The 15,840-nt window shown below is 60.1% G+C and carries 18 protein-coding genes; all 18 read left to right on the top strand.

Annotated features, from left to right (window positions below):
* Positions 1–81: 81 nt before the first annotated feature.
* Entirely contained in the window at positions 82–777 is a 696-nt protein-coding gene (locus LVD11_RS14580) for a YggS family pyridoxal phosphate-dependent enzyme (protein WP_237060226.1), read from the top strand.
* Between the two features lie 105 nt (positions 778–882).
* Positions 883–1,695, top strand: a complete 813-nt coding sequence (gene proC / locus LVD11_RS14575) for a pyrroline-5-carboxylate reductase (protein ID WP_255775750.1) — start codon at positions 883–885, stop codon at positions 1,693–1,695.
* A 49-nt stretch (positions 1,696–1,744) separates the two neighbouring features.
* On the top strand, positions 1,745–2,350 hold the full coding sequence (locus tag LVD11_RS14570) for a YggT family protein (RefSeq protein ID WP_237060224.1): 606 nt from the start codon (positions 1,745–1,747) through the stop codon (positions 2,348–2,350).
* 216 nt (positions 2,351–2,566) lie between these two features.
* On the top strand, positions 2,567–4,534 hold the full coding sequence (locus tag LVD11_RS14565) for a dynamin family protein (RefSeq protein WP_237060223.1): 1,968 nt from the start codon (positions 2,567–2,569) through the stop codon (positions 4,532–4,534).
* A gap of 189 nt (positions 4,535–4,723) precedes the next feature.
* Positions 4,724–5,902, top strand: coding sequence for a homoserine O-succinyltransferase MetX (gene metX / locus LVD11_RS14560; protein WP_237060221.1), 1,179 nt, complete (start codon positions 4,724–4,726; stop codon positions 5,900–5,902).
* Positions 5,902–6,492: a methionine biosynthesis protein MetW gene (gene metW, locus LVD11_RS14555; RefSeq protein WP_237060219.1), complete on the top strand. Its 591-nt coding sequence runs from the start codon at positions 5,902–5,904 to the stop codon at positions 6,490–6,492. The genes metX and metW overlap by 1 nt, the downstream gene beginning before the upstream one ends.
* A gap of 90 nt (positions 6,493–6,582) precedes the next feature.
* Complete coding sequence (locus LVD11_RS14550; protein WP_237060217.1) at positions 6,583–7,035, top strand: DUF4426 domain-containing protein; 453 nt, start codon at positions 6,583–6,585, stop codon at positions 7,033–7,035.
* Positions 7,036–7,160: 125 nt separating this feature from the next.
* Complete coding sequence (rdgB, locus tag LVD11_RS14545) at positions 7,161–7,787, top strand: RdgB/HAM1 family non-canonical purine NTP pyrophosphatase (protein ID WP_237060215.1); 627 nt, start codon at positions 7,161–7,163, stop codon at positions 7,785–7,787.
* Between the two features lie 2 nt (positions 7,788–7,789).
* Entirely contained in the window at positions 7,790–9,004 is a 1,215-nt protein-coding gene (hemW, locus tag LVD11_RS14540) for a radical SAM family heme chaperone HemW (protein ID WP_237060213.1), read from the top strand.
* A 180-nt stretch (positions 9,005–9,184) separates the two neighbouring features.
* A complete protein-coding gene (gene trxA, locus LVD11_RS14535) occupies positions 9,185–9,514 on the top strand; it encodes a thioredoxin TrxA (RefSeq protein ID WP_069946704.1) in 330 nt (109 codons plus the stop codon).
* A gap of 384 nt (positions 9,515–9,898) precedes the next feature.
* Positions 9,899–11,158 carry a transcription termination factor Rho gene (rho, locus tag LVD11_RS14530; RefSeq protein ID WP_237060210.1) on the top strand — a complete coding sequence of 420 codons (1,260 nt, stop codon included), beginning with the start codon at positions 9,899–9,901 and terminating at the stop codon, positions 11,156–11,158.
* A 281-nt stretch (positions 11,159–11,439) separates the two neighbouring features.
* Entirely contained in the window at positions 11,440–11,709 is a 270-nt protein-coding gene (gene rbp, locus LVD11_RS14525; protein WP_020413665.1) for an RNA-binding regulator, read from the top strand.
* A 148-nt stretch (positions 11,710–11,857) separates the two neighbouring features.
* On the top strand, positions 11,858–13,321 hold the full coding sequence (gene ubiD, locus LVD11_RS14520; protein WP_237060209.1) for a 4-hydroxy-3-polyprenylbenzoate decarboxylase: 1,464 nt from the start codon (positions 11,858–11,860) through the stop codon (positions 13,319–13,321).
* Between the two features lie 248 nt (positions 13,322–13,569).
* Positions 13,570–13,761 carry a hypothetical protein gene (locus LVD11_RS14515; protein ID WP_237060208.1) on the top strand — a complete coding sequence of 64 codons (192 nt, stop codon included), beginning with the start codon at positions 13,570–13,572 and terminating at the stop codon, positions 13,759–13,761.
* Between the two features lie 96 nt (positions 13,762–13,857).
* Positions 13,858–14,202, top strand: coding sequence for a hypothetical protein (locus tag LVD11_RS14510; protein ID WP_237060207.1), 345 nt, complete (start codon positions 13,858–13,860; stop codon positions 14,200–14,202).
* Between the two features lie 87 nt (positions 14,203–14,289).
* Positions 14,290–14,625: a hypothetical protein gene (locus tag LVD11_RS14505; protein WP_237060206.1), complete on the top strand. Its 336-nt coding sequence runs from the start codon at positions 14,290–14,292 to the stop codon at positions 14,623–14,625.
* 172 nt (positions 14,626–14,797) lie between these two features.
* Positions 14,798–15,007, top strand: coding sequence for a hypothetical protein (locus LVD11_RS14500; RefSeq protein ID WP_237060205.1), 210 nt, complete (start codon positions 14,798–14,800; stop codon positions 15,005–15,007).
* A gap of 196 nt (positions 15,008–15,203) precedes the next feature.
* A complete protein-coding gene (locus LVD11_RS14495) occupies positions 15,204–15,698 on the top strand; it encodes a hypothetical protein (RefSeq protein WP_237060204.1) in 495 nt (164 codons plus the stop codon).
* The last annotated feature ends 142 nt before the right edge of the window (positions 15,699–15,840 follow it).

The raw sequence follows: 15,840 nt of genomic DNA, 5'->3' as shown, positions 1-15,840 counted from the left end.
TAACCTGTGCGAGGCGGCAGCATATGCCTTCCCCGGACTCTGTTAGTACAATCCGCCCATTTCTGGTACCGGACCTAGTATATGCGCAAAGCGGAGATCACCGAAAACCTCAATCGCGTGCGTGAGCGGATTGTCACATGTTGCCGTAGCTGCGGTCGCGACAGTGACAGCGTGACACTGCTGGCGGTTTCCAAGACCAAGCCGGCTGAAGACCTGCGCGCCGCCTTTGCTGCGGGGCAGCGCGATTTTGGCGAAAACTACCTGCAGGAGGCTCTGGACAAGCAGGCTGAACTGTCAGGCCTGTCGATCTGCTGGCATTTCATCGGCCCGCTGCAGTCGAACAAGACCCGCGCGGTGGCCGAGCATTTCCACTGGTTGCACACCGTGGATCGGCTGAAAATCGCCCGGCGCCTGTCGGAGCAGCGGCCTGCGGAAATGGCGCCGTTGAATGTCTGCCTGCAGGTCAATATCGATGCGGAGGAGAGCAAGTCCGGGGTGGCGCCTGAAGAGCTCCCCGCGCTCGCGCGGGCGGTCGCCGGCCTGCCCAACCTGCGGCTGCGGGGCCTGATGGCGATCCCCGCCCCGCGGGCAGATGCGGCGGCGCAGCGGGAGCCCCATGCCGCGCTGGCGACATTGCTGCAGCAGCTGCGGGAGGATCTGCCGGAGGCGCCGCTGGATACCCTGTCGATGGGAATGTCCGGCGACCTGGAAGCGGCAATCGAGGCGGGCAGTACCATGGTGCGCGTGGGTACTGATATCTTCGGGCGGCGAGGTTGAGCCCGATTTCCACAAGCCGCCCCGGGCGGCCATAATTAGCGGGCCCCCGGACCGGGTGGCCCGGACACGACCCAACAACGAGAGGTAACAGTGGATACACCCAAGATGGTATTTATCGGCGGTGCCGGCAACATGGCAGGCGCGGTGATCGGTGGGCTGGTAGCGGATGGCTATCCTGTGGATAAAATCGTGGCCACCGGCCGCAACCGGGAAAAGCTCGATGACTTCGCCGCCCGCACCGGCGTACAGGTAGGTACGGATAATGAAGGTGCCATCGCCGATGCCGATATCCTGGTGCTGTCGGTCAAGCCACAGGTAATGAAGGACCTGTGTGAGTCCATCCACGATGCCGTGCAACAGCGCAAGCCGCTGGTCGTGACCCTGGCAGCGGGTATCCCGCTGGCGGCTTACCAGCGCTGGCTGGGTGAAGGGGTGCCGGTGGTCCGGGCCATGCCGAATACTCCGGCATTGGTCGGCACCGGCGTCACCGGCCTGTATGCGGCGGCGGACGTCAGCGACATACAGCGCGGGCAGGCCCAGCGCATCGCCGAAGCGGTGGGGCTGGCGCACTGGGTCGAAGAGGAATCGGGTATCGACCAGGTCATCGCGGTATCGGGCTCCGGTCCGGCCTACTACTTCCTGTTCATGGAAGCCATGATCGATGCGGCCGAGAAAGCCGGTATGGCCCGCGACGATGCGGAGCGGCTCACCTTGCAAACCGCCCTGGGGGCGGCGAAACTGGCCACGGCCAGCGATGTCGATGTGGCCCAGCTGCGTCGCAATGTGATGTCCCCCGGCGGGACCACCGAGCGCGCCATCCACTGTTTCGAGCAGGGTGGGCTGAAGCAGTTGGTAGACAAGGCCATGGGCGACTGCGCAGCGCGCGCTGCGCAGATGGCGCGCGAGCTGGACCAGTAACCGGACACCACCGCAACGACTCCCATAACAGAGCTAACAGGGACCATTCATGGGCAATACCTTTTCCAATATCGGCGTATTTCTGGTTGCCACACTGGGGATCCTCTACCTTTTCGCAGTATTGCTGCGCTTCCTGTTGCAGCTGGCACGGGCAGATTTTTACAACCCCATATCCCAGGGTGTGGTGAAAATCACCAACCCGCTGTTGCTGCCGCTGCGCAAGGTGGTGCCGGGAATGTTCGGAGTGGACATGGCGTCGCTGGTACTGGCGCTGCTGGTGGGGACGGCGATGATCATCGTCTGCGGACTGATGATCGGTGCCGGGCTGGTCAATCCCCTAAGTGCACTGTTGTGGTCGTTGCTGGGTTGTATCAGCACCACGATTGCCATTGTGTTCGTGGGCATGCTGATCTCTATCGTGTTCAGCTGGATTGCACCGCAGAGCAACCATCCGGCGTTGTTGTTGCTGCACCAGCTGCTGGAGCCCTTCATGGGTCCGATACGCAAAGTCATCCCGCCGCTAGGGATGATTGATATCAGCCCTATTTTCCTCTTTATCCTGCTGACCGTGGCGGACAAGTTGCTGGTGGGCTTTGCCCGGATGGCTAACATGCCGGCGTTTGTCTACAGCCTATTCTGGCATATCCCCTTCTGAATACAGCCCGGTTCACCGCCCGGCGCAGCGGCCATGGCTGTCTCTGCGCCTTGGCGCGCTTTGCCTCCCCGCGTTCCATTGCCGCGTGCGTATTCCGCGCACTGGGTCGCAGTTTGTATGCGTGCCAGCTTTTATAAATGGCACCGTTGGCGGACAATGTCCGGCCTTAACAGGATTTCGCAATAACAAGTAGCAGTACAAGAAAAACAGGAATACATGGAAGACGCCATCTTGCGACAGCACATTGCCGAATACGATCGCTGGAAAAAAGCGCTCGATTACCAGTTTGCCGAGTTTAATGCCTGGCTGCAGCAGCACTTTCCCAATTCCGCCGGCGCCCGCCAGGTGGTGCAGCAGGCCCGTGCGCTGCTGGCCGAGGACCAGTTCACCCTGGCGCTGGTGGGGGAGTTTTCCCGCGGCAAGACCGAGTTGATCAATGCCTTGCTGTCGCATACCTACGGCAAGCGCCTGCTGCCGTCGAAGCCCGGGCGCACCACCATGTGCCCTACCGAGATATACAGTGATGGCGGTGAAAGGGCCAGCCTGCGGCTGCTGCCGATCGAGACCCTGTCCACCAATACCAGTCTCGAGAGCTTCCGCCGTATCCCGCAGAAATGGGTCACCCACGAGTTCGATGCCGACGACCCGGATGCGACGCGCGCTGCATTGCAGAAGGTTGCCGCCAGCAAGACGGTGACACCGGAGGAGGCGGCCCGCTATGGTTTCGATCGTCGTCACCTGGACAGCCATGGCAACCTGGTGGAAATCCCGGCCTGGCGCTACGCGCTGATCTGCCTGCCGCACCCACTGTTGGCGCAGGGCCTGCGCATTCTCGATACCCCTGGGTTGAATGCCCTGGGCAACGAGCCCGAGCTGACCCTGAGTACACTGCCCAGTGCCCAGGCGGTGGCCTTCCTGCTGTCCGCCGATGCCGGCGTGAGCGGTACCGACCTGAACATGTGGGAAACCCACCTGGTGCCATTGAAGGAGCATCGCGGTACCGCGGTGATGGCACTGCTGAACAAGATCGATGTGCTCTGGGGGGACCCCGATGAGGACCATGAGCAGATGCTGCGGGGCATGCGCGCGCAGGTGGCCAAGCTGTTGGAGCTGCCCATGGAAAGCGTCGTGGGGGTGTCTGCCAAGCAGGCCCTGGTAGCCCGACACCGAAGCGACCCGCAGTTGCTGCAGGACAGCCACTTCCAGGACTTCGAGCGCATGCTGGTTGAGCGCCTGCTGGAGCACCGCCAGAAGGTTTCCGAGCACCGCTCCCTGCACCAGGCGCTTACCCTGATGGCCGACACCCGCGACCTGCTGAAGCGCAGGCTCAACAGTGGCCGCGCGGCACTCAACCACCTGGAGCAGAACAGCGGCACCACCAAGGACCAGCTCGAAGAGCTGGTGGCCCTGCATAAAACCGCCCGCGAGCAGCACAAGCTCTGTCACCAGGAACTGCTCACCCTGAAGTCCAGCCAGCGGATGCTGGCCCGTCAGCGCGCCGCATTGCTGGAGCCGGTGTCCAGCCAGCAGCTGCAGGCCCTGATTGACGAAACCCGGCGTGCCCTTTACGAGCGCTGGACCCCGCTGGGCCTGGCCAAGGCCATCGACGATTTCATGCACGGCGTGGACCACCAGCTTAGCAGTCTGGAGCGCGAGGCGGAGCAGGCCAACCGGGTTGTGGATGCAATCTTCGAGCGCTCCTCCCTGGGCCACCTGAATGCCAGAGAACAACACCTGAATATGGGCAGCTTCCGCTTCGCCCTGCGCGGGCTGCATCGCCAGGCGGCGCAGCTGCGCCGCTCCCCGCAACTGTTGCTGGCGCGGCGCAACCGCCTGACGGAACGTTTCCTGGCGACCCTGGCCAGTGAGGTAGGCCGGCTCTACAGCCAGCTGATTTCTGCCGCCGACGGTTGGCTCGACCAGGCGCTGGAGCCGCTCAAGCAGCATGCGCAGTACCAGAAACACCTGCTCAACCGCCACCTGATCAAGCTCACCGAGTTGAAGCAGAAAACCCAGAGCAAGCGTACCGACCTGCGCGCACTGGAGAGCGAAGTGGTGCGCAATGACAGTGCCCTGGCGTCACTGGAGGAGCTGCTGGGTCGCAGCGCGCCGTCACCGCAGCCAATACCCCCGGCACCCCGTGCCAGCAATGTCACCCCGTTGAAGGCACCGGTGAGAAACTGATACGGTCCGGTCAGCGTGGCCGGACGGGCCATTTGTAATTCTCCGGCGCGCTCCCGTAAACTTGCCGCACGCCCGTGCGCCCATCCCTGGTGTGCCGGGCGTCCCCGATTGTGATCATCAAGCGAAGCCGCCTTGTCCACGGAAAAAGTCTCCCCCCCAGCAGGCGCACGCCCGGGAAACACCGGCGCAGTGCCCCCCGGATCCGAACCGGCCAGTGCCACCGGGTCGGTCGGTATAGTGGTGCCGCAGCAACACACGTTCACTGAACCGCTGGAGCTGGCCTGCGGCCGCACGCTGCGCGATTACACGCTTGTCTATGAGACCTACGGCGAGCTTAACGCCGAGCGCAGCAATGCGGTGCTCATCTGCCATGCGCTGTCAGGCCACCATCATGCCGCTGGCCGGCACAGCCCGGACGACAAGCGGCCCGGTTGGTGGGATAACTACATCGGCCCCGGCAAGCCCATCGACACCGACCGGTTTTTTGTCGTGTCACTGAACAACCTGGGAGGCTGCCACGGTTCCACCGGGCCGGCCGATACCAACCCGGGGACCGGCAAGCCCTGGGGCCCGGATTTTCCCATGCTGCGGGTGCGCGACTGGGTACACAGCCAGGCGCGTCTGGCGGACGCCCTTGGGATCGAACAGTGGGCGGCGGTGATCGGCGGCAGCCTGGGCGGTATGCAGGCGATGCGCTGGGCGCTGGAGTACCCGCAACGGCTGCGCCACTGCGTGGTGATCGCCTCGGCGATGAAGCTGTCTGCGCAGAATATTGCCTTCAATGAAACCGCACGCCAGGCGATCACGTCGGACCCGGATTTCTGCGAAGGGCGCTATCTGGAACACGGGAGTCTGCCGCGTCGGGGACTGGCAGTGGCGCGGATGATCGGGCATATCACCTACCTGTCCGATGACGGCCTGGGCCGCAAGTTTGGCCGCGAGCTGCGCTCGGGGACTTTCGAACGGGGTGTGGAGGAACAGGTGGAGTTTCAGGTGCAGAGTTACCTGCGCTACCAGGGAGATACGTTCTCCGGCAGTTTCGACCCCAACACCTATATCCTCATGACCCGCGCACTGGACTATTTTGACCTGGCGCGGGAATACGGCGACGACCCGGTGGCGGCGTTCCGCAACGCGCGCTGCCGCTTCCTGCTGCTGTCCTTTACCTCCGACTGGCGCTTTGCCCCCGAACGCTCCCGGGAAATCGCCGATGCCCTGATGCATGCCAATATCCCGGTCAGCTATGCGGAAATCGAATCCGCCATGGGGCACGATGCCTTCCTGCTGCCGAATGATCGCTACCGGCGGGTCTTCGGTACTTACATGGATGGCGTCGCGGCGGAGTGCATGGGGGAGGCTGGCCACTGATGCGTATTGATCTCGACGTTATCCAGGACTGGATTGCCCCGGGCACCCGGGTGCTGGACCTGGGGTGTGGCGACGGCGCCCTGCTGGAACAGCTGGCACGCAACAAACAGGTGAGCGGCTATGGCCTTGAGATCGACCACGGGCAGATCGAGCGCTGCCTGGCGCGGGGCGTCAGTGTGGTGGAGCAGAACCTGGACCAGGGCCTGGGCAATTTCGCCGATGGCAGTTTCGACACGGTGGTGATGACCCAGGCGCTGCAAACCCTGCGCCAGCCGCATCTGGTGGTGCGGGAAATGTTGCGGGTAGGGCGCGAGTGCATCATCACCTTCCCCAATTTCGGCCAGTGGAAAGCGCGCTGGCACCTGGCCTTTTCCGGGCGGATGCCGGTGTCGGATTTATTACCTTTCGAGTGGTATGACACGCCCAATATTCACTTTTGTACTTTCCGGGACTTTGACCTGCTCTGCCGGGAGAACGACTGGACTATCCTGCAGCGGCAGGTAGTATCGGAAACACTACCCGGCAGGGCTTTCAAGGACTTCCTGCCCAATCTGTTCGGCGAGACAGCAATTTACCATCTCACTCGCTAAACTGAAGTAAGTACAACTAAAAGCGCGCCATGCGGCCCCGCTGGGGCGGGACCCGCAGAACGTGTACCGCAGGTGACAGAGGAGGTGAACGTGAAACGCATCATAGCTGCAGTGGGCGCTGCCGTAATGCTGTTCTGGGCGGCCAGCGTGGCTGCACAGGACGCCAGGATCATCAAGAGTTTTGAGGACTTTGGCGATTATCGGGTGATCTACTCGGTGTTCAACAGTGACTTTATCAAGCCCGAAATTGCACAGAACTACCAGCTGGTACGCGCCGGCGACCGCGCCTTCGTGAACGTATCGGTAGTGGAGAAGGAAGGGGGCACCAAGGGGCTGACCGCGGAAATGTCCGGGACCGCCAGCAACCTGATGCAGCAGTCGCGCAAGCTCGAGTTTATCGAAATCCGCGATGGCGACGCGGTCTACTACCTGGCGCCCCTGCGATTCGATAATGAGGAGACCCTGACGTTCAATGTGGAAGTCAAACTGCCGGACGGCCGTACTGAAACGATTACCTTCCGGCGCAAGCTGGAACGCAGTTGACGGGTTCGCCCATTCCTGACGGCGGCACCATGGCAGAAAAAGCGAGCGCCTGGCGCTCGCTTTTGCGTTTTGTGCCTGCAGTGTCGCCTTGCCCGAACGCTAACAACTGACCCGGAAAACTTTGCATGATCGAAAAAATAGTGCTGGCCAGTGGCAATGCCGGCAAGCTGCGGGAATTCTCCCAGTTGTTTTCCAGCTGGAATATCGCTGTGGTCCCGCAGTCAGATTTTGAGGTGCCGGAAGCCGATGAAACCGGTCTCAGCTTTATCGAGAACGCCCTGATCAAGGCGCGCCACGCCAGTCGTACCAGCGGCCTGCCGGCGCTGGCGGACGATTCCGGTCTGGCGGTGGACGCGCTCGGCGGCGCACCGGGTATCTACTCTGCACGCTATGCCGGCAATGGCGCCACGGACGCCGACAACAATGCCAAGTTGCTGGAGGCACTGGCGGGTGTTCCCGACCAGCGGCGGGGAGCGAGCTTCCACTGTGCACTGGCCTTTGTGCGACACCATGCCGATCCGGTGCCGCTGGTGTGCAGCGCCCGCTGGAGCGGGCGTATCCTGCACGAGCCCGCCGGCGCAGGGGGGTTTGGTTACGATCCGCTGTTCTTTGTCGAGGAGCAGGGCTGCAGCTCCGCGGAGTTGCCCCGCGAGATCAAGAATGCGATCAGCCACCGGGCGCGGGCAGTAAAGCAGTTCCGGGCACTGTGGCTGGACCAGGTGGGGCGCGGACAGATGCAGGGTGGTGACTGAAGTTGCCGGAAACACGAGACAACCTGCTGGCGCTGCCGCCGCTCAGCCTGTATGTGCATATCCCCTGGTGCGTGCGCAAGTGCCCCTACTGCGATTTCAACTCCCACACTGCAGGTGAATCACTGCCGGAAGCGGAATATGTGGCCCAGCTGCAGCGCGACCTGCGCAGCCAGCGCCCCTGGGTACAGGGCCGCAAGCTGCACAGCATCTTCTTCGGTGGCGGGACGCCCAGCCTGTTCTCGCCTGAGGCCATTGGAGCCATCCTGGCGGCGGCGGAACGGGAAGTGGGCTTTACGGATGACATCGAGATTACCCTGGAGGCCAATCCGGGCACCTTCGAACAGGCCAGGTTCTCCGGGTATCGTGCCGCCGGGGTCAACCGACTTTCAATCGGAGTGCAGAGCTTTGATACACAACAGCTCGACAACCTGGGCCGCATCCACTCCGGTGACGAGGCAGAGGGCGCGCTGGGCATGGCGCGTCGGGCCGGCTTTGACAATATCAACCTGGACCTGATGCACGGCCTGCCGCAGCAGAGCGAGGAGGATGCGCTGGCGGACCTGCGCCGCGCCGTGGCGCTGGAACCCGAGCATATTTCCTGGTACCAGCTGACGATCGAGCCAAACACCGCCTTTTACAGTGCGCCGCCAGTGGTGCCGGGCCCCGCCCATATTGTCTCGATGCAGGGCATCGGCCGCGAGTACCTGGCCCTGCAGGGGTACGGGCGCTACGAGGTCTCCGCCTACAGCCAGGCGGGCCGGGAGTCCCGGCACAACCTGAATTACTGGTCTTTTGGCGACTACCTGGGCATTGGCGCCGGCGCCCACGGCAAGGTCACAATGCCCGGTGAGGAGCAGGTATTACGCAGCCGCCGTACCCGGGCGCCGCGCCACTATCTGGCGTTACCGCTCGCCGAGGGCGCCCCGGCGCCACCAATGGCGGAGGGGGGCGGGACGCTGGAGCTCCCCCTGCTAGAGCCGGTGGCCACTGAAGAGTTGCCACTGGAGTTCCTGATGAACGCCCTGAGGTTGGTCAGGGGGGTGCCCGCGAAGACCTTTGCCCCCTATACCGGGCGCCCGCTGTCAGTGCTGGAGCGCCAGTGGCCATCGCTGGAGCAGTTGCAGCTGGTGCAGCCGCTGGGGCCGCGCATAGCGGCCACTGAGTTCGGCTTTGATTACCTGGACGAGATCCTGCAGCGGTTCCTCGAGCAACCCTGACCGGCCGCGGTGAATTTGCCCGGCTCCGTACTTGAAAGCGGCGCCGGCGCCCCCATCTAGGGGGGAAACGGTGTCCCGGCCCCCCGTTCCTTGCGAGTAGGGGCCGGCACTCCTTATCATGTGCCGGTGGCCCGCTGCGGGGACCACCGCACCGAGTAACCCAGAGAACAGGAAAGCAATATGAGCGAGCACGCTATTGTCAATGTGACCGACGCCGAATTCGAAGCCGAGGTACTGAAGGCCGAGGGCCCGGTACTGGTAGATTTCTGGGCGCAATGGTGCGGCCCCTGCAAGATGATCGCTCCGGTGCTGGAAGACCTGGCCGGTCACTACGGTGACAAGCTGAAGATCGTCAAGGTCGACGTGGATGCCAACAAGGAGTCCCCGGCCAAGTACAATGTCCGCGGTATCCCCACCCTGCTGCTGTTCAAGGGCGGCAATGTGGAAGGCACCAAGGTCGGCGCCCTGTCCCGCGCCCAGCTGACCGAGTTCATCGATAGCCAGCTGTAAGGCTGGCCAGTCCTGCAAGGGGGCAAATACCCCTTGCAGGATGGCATTCTGCGGTTATACTGGCTATCATTCTTGAAACCGCTCCGACGAGCCAACTAACTGATCCTGGACCGAGCTGAACCAAGTCGCCCCTCCGCAAGGTTACAGACCACCCCCGGCGCACAAATTCCTCGAGTTGAACTTTTCTGAAGCCGAGCTGCCCGATTAGCTGGCTTGAGAGCGGTATGATTTCTCCTGATGTTGTCGCGTTCGCGACCAACCTGATTTCGGCCATAACCTGGGCACATAAGCGTGGGCAAGATAGAACAGATTTCTCAAACCCCTCCTAAAAAATCAGGCGCGTCCGCGCCAATTGAAAACAGAAACGTTAATAAAGCAATTGGTATGAATCTTTCTGAATTAAAAACCAAACCCATTGAAGAGCTGATCGAGATTGCCAAGGGCATGGGCCTTGAAAACCTGGCCCGCTCGCGCAAGCAGGACATTATCTTCAACATCCTCAAGCGCCACGCGAAGAGCGGCGAGGACATCTACGGCGACGGTGTTCTGGAAATCCTGCAGGATGGTTTTGGTTTTTTGCGTTCCGCCGACTCTTCCTACCTGGCGGGGCCGGACGACATTTACGTCTCTCCCAGCCAGATTCGGCGCTTTAACCTGCGCACCGGTGATTCCATTGCCGGCAAAATCCGGCCGCCGAAAGAGGGCGAGCGTTACTTCGCGCTGCTGAAAGTCAGCGAGATCAACTTCGACAAGCCGGAAAACGCCCGCAGCAAGATTCTCTTCGAAAACCTCACCCCGCTGTTCCCCAATAACCGCCTGACCCTCGAGTGCGGCAATGGATCCTCCGAGGACCTGATCGGCCGCATCATCGACCTGGTGGCGCCGATCGGCAAGGGCCAGCGCGGCCTGATTGTGGCACCGCCCAAGGCCGGTAAGACCATCATGTTGCAGAACATGGCCCAGGCCATTACCCGCAACAACCCGGAGTGCCACCTGATCGTCCTGCTGATCGACGAGCGTCCGGAAGAGGTGACCGAAATGCAGCGCTCCGTGCGCGGTGAGGTCGTGGCCTCCACCTTCGACGAGCCGCCGGCACGCCACGTCCAGGTGGCCGAGATGGTGATCGAGAAGGCCAAGCGCCTGGTGGAGCACAAGAAAGACGTAGTGATCCTGCTGGACTCCATCACCCGCCTGGCGCGAGCGTACAACACCACCGTGCCCAGCTCCGGCAAGGTGCTGACCGGTGGTGTGGACGCCCATGCCCTGGAGCGCCCCAAGCGCTTCTTTGGCGCCGCGCGTAACATCGAGGAAGGCGGCAGCCTGTCCATTATCGCGACGGCGCTGGTGGAAACCGGCTCGAAGATGGATGAGGTGATCTTCGAGGAGTTCAAGGGCACCGGTAACATGGAGCTACAGCTGGACCGCCGCATTGCCGAGAAGCGCGTCTACCCGGCCATCAATGTGCGCCGTTCCGGCACCCGTCGCGAAGAGCTGCTGATGCCGGAAGGCGAGTTGCAGCGGGTCTGGATCCTGCGCAAGCTGCTGCACGATATGGAAGATATGGCGGCCACCGAGTTCCTCATCGACAAGCTGAAGGACTTCAAGACCAACGACGAATTCTTCCTGTCCATGAAACGGAAATAATAGCGATTCACACTCGGGCACCTGGAAGGGTGCCCGTTTGGGATTCGCGAGGAAATTGGCGATTATTTGCGCCGGTTTTTGTTGAAAAGGCGAGCCGTTAGGCATATAAAGTTCCACATTGTGGCGCTGGATGTGTATTGAACGAACGACGCCCGACCGAATTGGCCCAAGCCAGTCACTTAGTGACCGACGACAGGGGCCAATCTCAGGTGGATGATCTGGTGGAGCTGGTTATCCATTTGTGACTGCACGACAGCCCACATACTCAGTGAGAACTTTTTGTGAATATCTATATTGGAAATCTGGCCTACGCGGTAACCTCCGACGACCTGCACGAAGCTTTTGGTGCTTTCGGGGAAATCTCTCGCGCGACTGTAATCACCGACCGGGAGACTGGCCGCTCTAAAGGTTTCGGTTTCGTGGAAATGCCGAACGACGACGAAGCTCGCAAGGCGATCGAAGAAATGAATGATCAGCCGCTGTCTGGCCGTAACATCCGTGTTAACGAAGCCAAGCCGCGCGAAGATCGTCCGCGTCGCCCCCGCTTCTAAGCTGATCCCAGCTTAAGAATTTTACGGCCCGCCACCCGGCGGGTCGTTTCCTTCCCCTCCCCAGCACCCGTTCCTCCCGGGCTGCCATTCCCCATTTTGTGCCGAGTCCTTTACACTGGCGTGGTTCCAAACCGATGTCAGGACCAGCATGAAATACAAAGACCTGCGCGACTTCATCAAGCGGCTGGAAAAGCGCGGCCTGCTCAAGCGCATCAAACACCCGGTGGACCCGAACCTGGAAATGACCGAGATCGCCGACCGTGTGTTACGGGCCGGTGGCCCGGCGTTGCTGTTCGAAAACCCGGTGGGATTTGATACCCCGGTACTGGCCAACCTGTTCGGTACCCCGGAGCGGGTCGCCCTGGGCATGGGCCGCGAAAGCGTGCATGAGCTACGGGAGGTAGGTGAGCTGCTGGCCTTCCTCAAGGAGCCGCAACCGCCGGAGAGCCTGCGCGACGCCTGGGAAAAACTGCCGGTGTTCAAGCAGGTGCTCAACATGGGGCCCAAGGTGGTGAAGGGCGCCCCCTGCCAGCAGGTGCAACTGACCGGCGATGAGGTCGACCTCAGCCAGCTGCCGATCCAGACCTGCTGGCCCGGCGACGCGGCGCCACTGGTGACCTGGCCGCTGGTGATTACACGGGGGCCGGAGAAGAAGCGCCAGAACCTGGGCATCTACCGCATGCAGCTGATCGGCAGGAACCGCCTGATCATGCGCTGGCTGTCCCATCGCGGCGGTGCGCTGGATTTCCGCGACTGGTGCCAGCGCAACCCCGGCCAACCCTACCCGGTGGCCGTGGCCCTGGGCGCGGATCCCGCCACAATCCTCGGAGCCGTCACACCGGTGCCGGACACCCTGTCCGAATACGCCTTTGCCGGCCTGCTGCGGGGTGACAAGACCGAGGTGGCTGACGCCACCCTCAGCGACCTGCAGGTGCCCGCGAGCGCAGAGTATGTGCTGGAGGGCTTCATCTACCCGGACGACATGGCTGACGAGGGTCCCTACGGCGACCACACCGGCTACTACAACGAGGTGGATCGTTTCCCCGTGTTTACGGTGGAGAAGATCACCCACCGCAAGGACCCCATCTACCACAGCACCTATACCGGCCGCCCGCCGGATGAGCCCGCCGTACTGGGCGAGGCCCTGAACGAGGTCTTCGTGCCCATCCTGAAAAAGCAGTTCCCGGAAATCGAGGATTTCTACCTGCCGCCGGAGGGCTGCTCCTACCGCCTGGCAGTGGTGAGCATGAAGAAGCAGTATCCCGGCCACGCCAAGCGGGTGATGATGGGTGTCTGGTCTTTCCTGCGCCAGTTCATGTACACCAAGTTTGTGATTGTCACCGATGACGACGTGAACACGCGCGACTGGAACGATGTGATCTGGGCCATGACCACACGCATGGACCCGGCGCGGGACACGGTGATGGTGGAGAACACACCCATCGACTACCTGGACTTCGCCTCGCCGGTTTCCGGGCTGGGTTCCAAGATCGGCTTCGACGCCACCAACAAGTGGCCCGGCGAAACCGACCGCGAATGGGGCCGCCCCATCGAGCGCGATCCGGAAGTGGTCAAAAAGGTAGACGAGATCTGGGACGAGCTGGGGCTTTAACACGCTGACAGTTAGCCTAAATGAGACTCAGGACATATTTGCCAACCCCCGTGACGCTGGCGGCGGTGCCGCTGGCTGTCACAAAGGCTTTTACCAGGCTCCCCTCAATGACTCCTCTGTTTTCGACAGCGGCTCCGCCGAAGTCCCCGGGTCCGCCCACGCGGCAAATTCCCTTTGTCCCAATCATGCCCGATGACCAAATCCCTTCCGCTTTTATAAACCCACTGTTATCCGCGGCATTCCTGTCAATGCATGACCAGATCACGCCAGACATTTCGGCCCTGACGACTGTTATTTCTGACCTGAGCCTCGATCAGCCAGAAACCATTTTAGAATCAGAGGCTTACGAAATGAGAAAAATCAGTGATATGCGTCGTTGGGGCCGTTTGCAGGATTTGGTACCTCCGTCCCAAGAGGTGGCAACGCTTGACGGTTACTGACCTTGGGGCCATTCTGGCGGATGTTTGATTATGGAATATGAGTCGCTGAGATATTGGTCGTGACGACCATGATACAAATGTTAAGCAGATTCACTTATGAAACTGATACTGGAAAAGTTGAAGAAAATTGAATATGACGGGAAAAACTCGTCGTTCCAGTTGACAGTAAAATACCTTGGCCAGGATTTGGTGCGGGGTTGGCCTCCGGCTTTGAATACTCCCCTACATGACCACGGTATTCCTGACCCTGGGTTCGGCCAGGGCCCAGTAGATTACGCTCAAGTCCAGTACATATTGATCCATGCCGATCCGGTATGGCGACCACTTTCTGATGACCAGCGAGATGAACTTAGACAAAAGTTTCGCTCACTAGTCTTGGCTATTGGCGAGCTCCCGAATATAGAGGTTACCAATGAATACATTCGCATCGAAAATGCTTAACAAACGGCATCACAGCGACCGCTTTTCCGCCGCTTCGCGGCTCCAAATCGGCACGTGTGCCGGGCGTTAAATGTCATGCGTGTGATCATGAATAAGAAGGTACTTGCTTTCAGCCTTTTTGTATTTGTCCTCGGTGTGTGTGGCTACATACTCTTGGGCAAAAATGGTCCTACTGAAGCTATGCAATCATTGCCTATAGGAAGCTCATATGATGATCTGCTAGCTTTGGCAGGTGAACCATCATATGTCACTGATGGCACGGAAGGGCCAGAGCGAGGTTTTAAAAAGTCTCAAGAACAAAGGATTTCCGGGTGCGTTAAAGAAGCCTGGTACGAGAACGCGCTGAAGCTACCCAGTAAATATGCGTTTTGTTTTAGTGCAGACGGTAAGCTTGTAAATAAGTACCACTGGTCATCGTGGTGAAACATTTAACAAATCCAGGCAGGATCGCCCAGCCCCTTCGGGGCTCGGCTGGACGGCCTACGCAGCGCGCTTCGCACGCTAAACGCTACGGCCGCCCCTGCTGGAGGCGTTATGGTGTCATTGAGGTGGACGGTTGAGACAGAGGAATTTTGGTATTGCGGGAATATCCGGTGTGATCGTTTCTGTAGCGTTCGTACTTTTTATTACCGGCTTCGAATTTCTCCTGCCTTTCCTTCCTGCTGTTTTCGCTGTTGGCGCAATTTCCGGTCTTTCAGGCTTTGCTTTCTCAGGCTCCAATACCTTTATTCCGGCAATTTTGGGCGGAGCAATTGCTTTGGGGTGTTGTTGGGCGATATTGGTGTATGCGGTTTCTAATATCTGACATGTACAAAAACCATAACAAGGCCATTAAGGTTGTTCCGGGCCGAAGGCCCTCCACCGGACGCCCTTGTCAGGGCGCCGCTTATGGCTGGCGTTAGGCGTATATGAAGCTACACCTTAAATTCGTAACAATAATATTTGCTTTCTTTTTCACCTTCGAGATCAAGGCCGTCGAATCCTGTGGAAGCCAACAAACTATGGATATCGCCAACGACATCACTGGAATTTTTTCCGATCAATGGAGCGCTGGAAGTGTCAGCGCCCGCGGAGTAAAGCTTGGCGATGCAGCCGACTGCGTAGAAAAGTCTACTATCCAGAACTCGACTCGCCTTGATCTAAACGGGTACGCGGAAAACTCCTCACATTCTGAGCTACCCCTAAGCGAGCGCATCGCCTCTACAATAGAGCATGGTGGCTGGCTGCAAACTTCCGACGGCATTAACTACCGGATAGAAAACGGTAAAGTGGCACAATTCGGTTTTTTCCAGGATGCACTCTCCTCGCTTGGAATCTCCCAAGAAGCAGATATCATCGCTAATCTTGGAAAACCCGACGATATCCAAAGATTCACCAGGCATGGCCAACCAGCAGAGGCCGAGTATTACTACTCTAACAAACAGTTGCTCGTAATATGGAGTTCGCCTTTTAATATGTTGCTAAACATCAATATTGGCCCCAAGCATGTGCGTTAATCCGCCTAACAAGCGCAGGCACTGGGACAAAATTTTCGCTGCGCTCCAATTTTGCCCGTGCTGCGGGCGTTATAACAACTAAGGAAGTCTGCCTCCATGTTTAAGCCCGGGGATTGGGTCCATACGCAACACGGAATTGGTC

The sequence above is a fragment of the Microbulbifer sediminum genome, assembly GCF_021729035.1.
GTDB lineage: Bacteria > Pseudomonadota > Gammaproteobacteria > Pseudomonadales > Cellvibrionaceae > Microbulbifer > Microbulbifer sediminum.
This window is presented reverse-complemented; position numbering and strand designations above follow the sequence as displayed.

Bases quoted from the DNA above. Each gene is read 5' to 3' on its own strand.
- LVD11_RS14565 (WP_237060223.1), top strand. From the start codon at position 2,567: ATGGAAGACGCCATCTTGCGACAGCACATTGCCGAATACGATCGCTGG.
- metW (WP_237060219.1), top strand. From the start codon at position 5,902: ATGCGTATTGATCTCGACGTTATCCAGGACTGGATTGCCCCGGGCACC.
- proC (WP_255775750.1), top strand. From the start codon at position 883: ATGGTATTTATCGGCGGTGCCGGCAACATGGCAGGCGCGGTGATCGGT.
- rho (WP_237060210.1), top strand. From the start codon at position 9,899: ATGAATCTTTCTGAATTAAAAACCAAACCCATTGAAGAGCTGATCGAG.
- ubiD (WP_237060209.1), top strand. From the start codon at position 11,858: ATGAAATACAAAGACCTGCGCGACTTCATCAAGCGGCTGGAAAAGCGC.
- rdgB (WP_237060215.1), top strand. From the start codon at position 7,161: ATGATCGAAAAAATAGTGCTGGCCAGTGGCAATGCCGGCAAGCTGCGG.
- LVD11_RS14580 (WP_237060226.1), top strand. From the start codon at position 82: ATGCGCAAAGCGGAGATCACCGAAAACCTCAATCGCGTGCGTGAGCGG.
- LVD11_RS14515 (WP_237060208.1), top strand. From the start codon at position 13,570: ATGCATGACCAGATCACGCCAGACATTTCGGCCCTGACGACTGTTATT.
- LVD11_RS14505 (WP_237060206.1), top strand. From the start codon at position 14,290: ATGAATAAGAAGGTACTTGCTTTCAGCCTTTTTGTATTTGTCCTCGGT.
- LVD11_RS14570 (WP_237060224.1), top strand. From the start codon at position 1,745: ATGGGCAATACCTTTTCCAATATCGGCGTATTTCTGGTTGCCACACTG.
- LVD11_RS14510 (WP_237060207.1), top strand. From the start codon at position 13,858: ATGAAACTGATACTGGAAAAGTTGAAGAAAATTGAATATGACGGGAAA.
- trxA (WP_069946704.1), top strand. From the start codon at position 9,185: ATGAGCGAGCACGCTATTGTCAATGTGACCGACGCCGAATTCGAAGCC.
- LVD11_RS14495 (WP_237060204.1), top strand. From the start codon at position 15,204: ATGGATATCGCCAACGACATCACTGGAATTTTTTCCGATCAATGGAGC.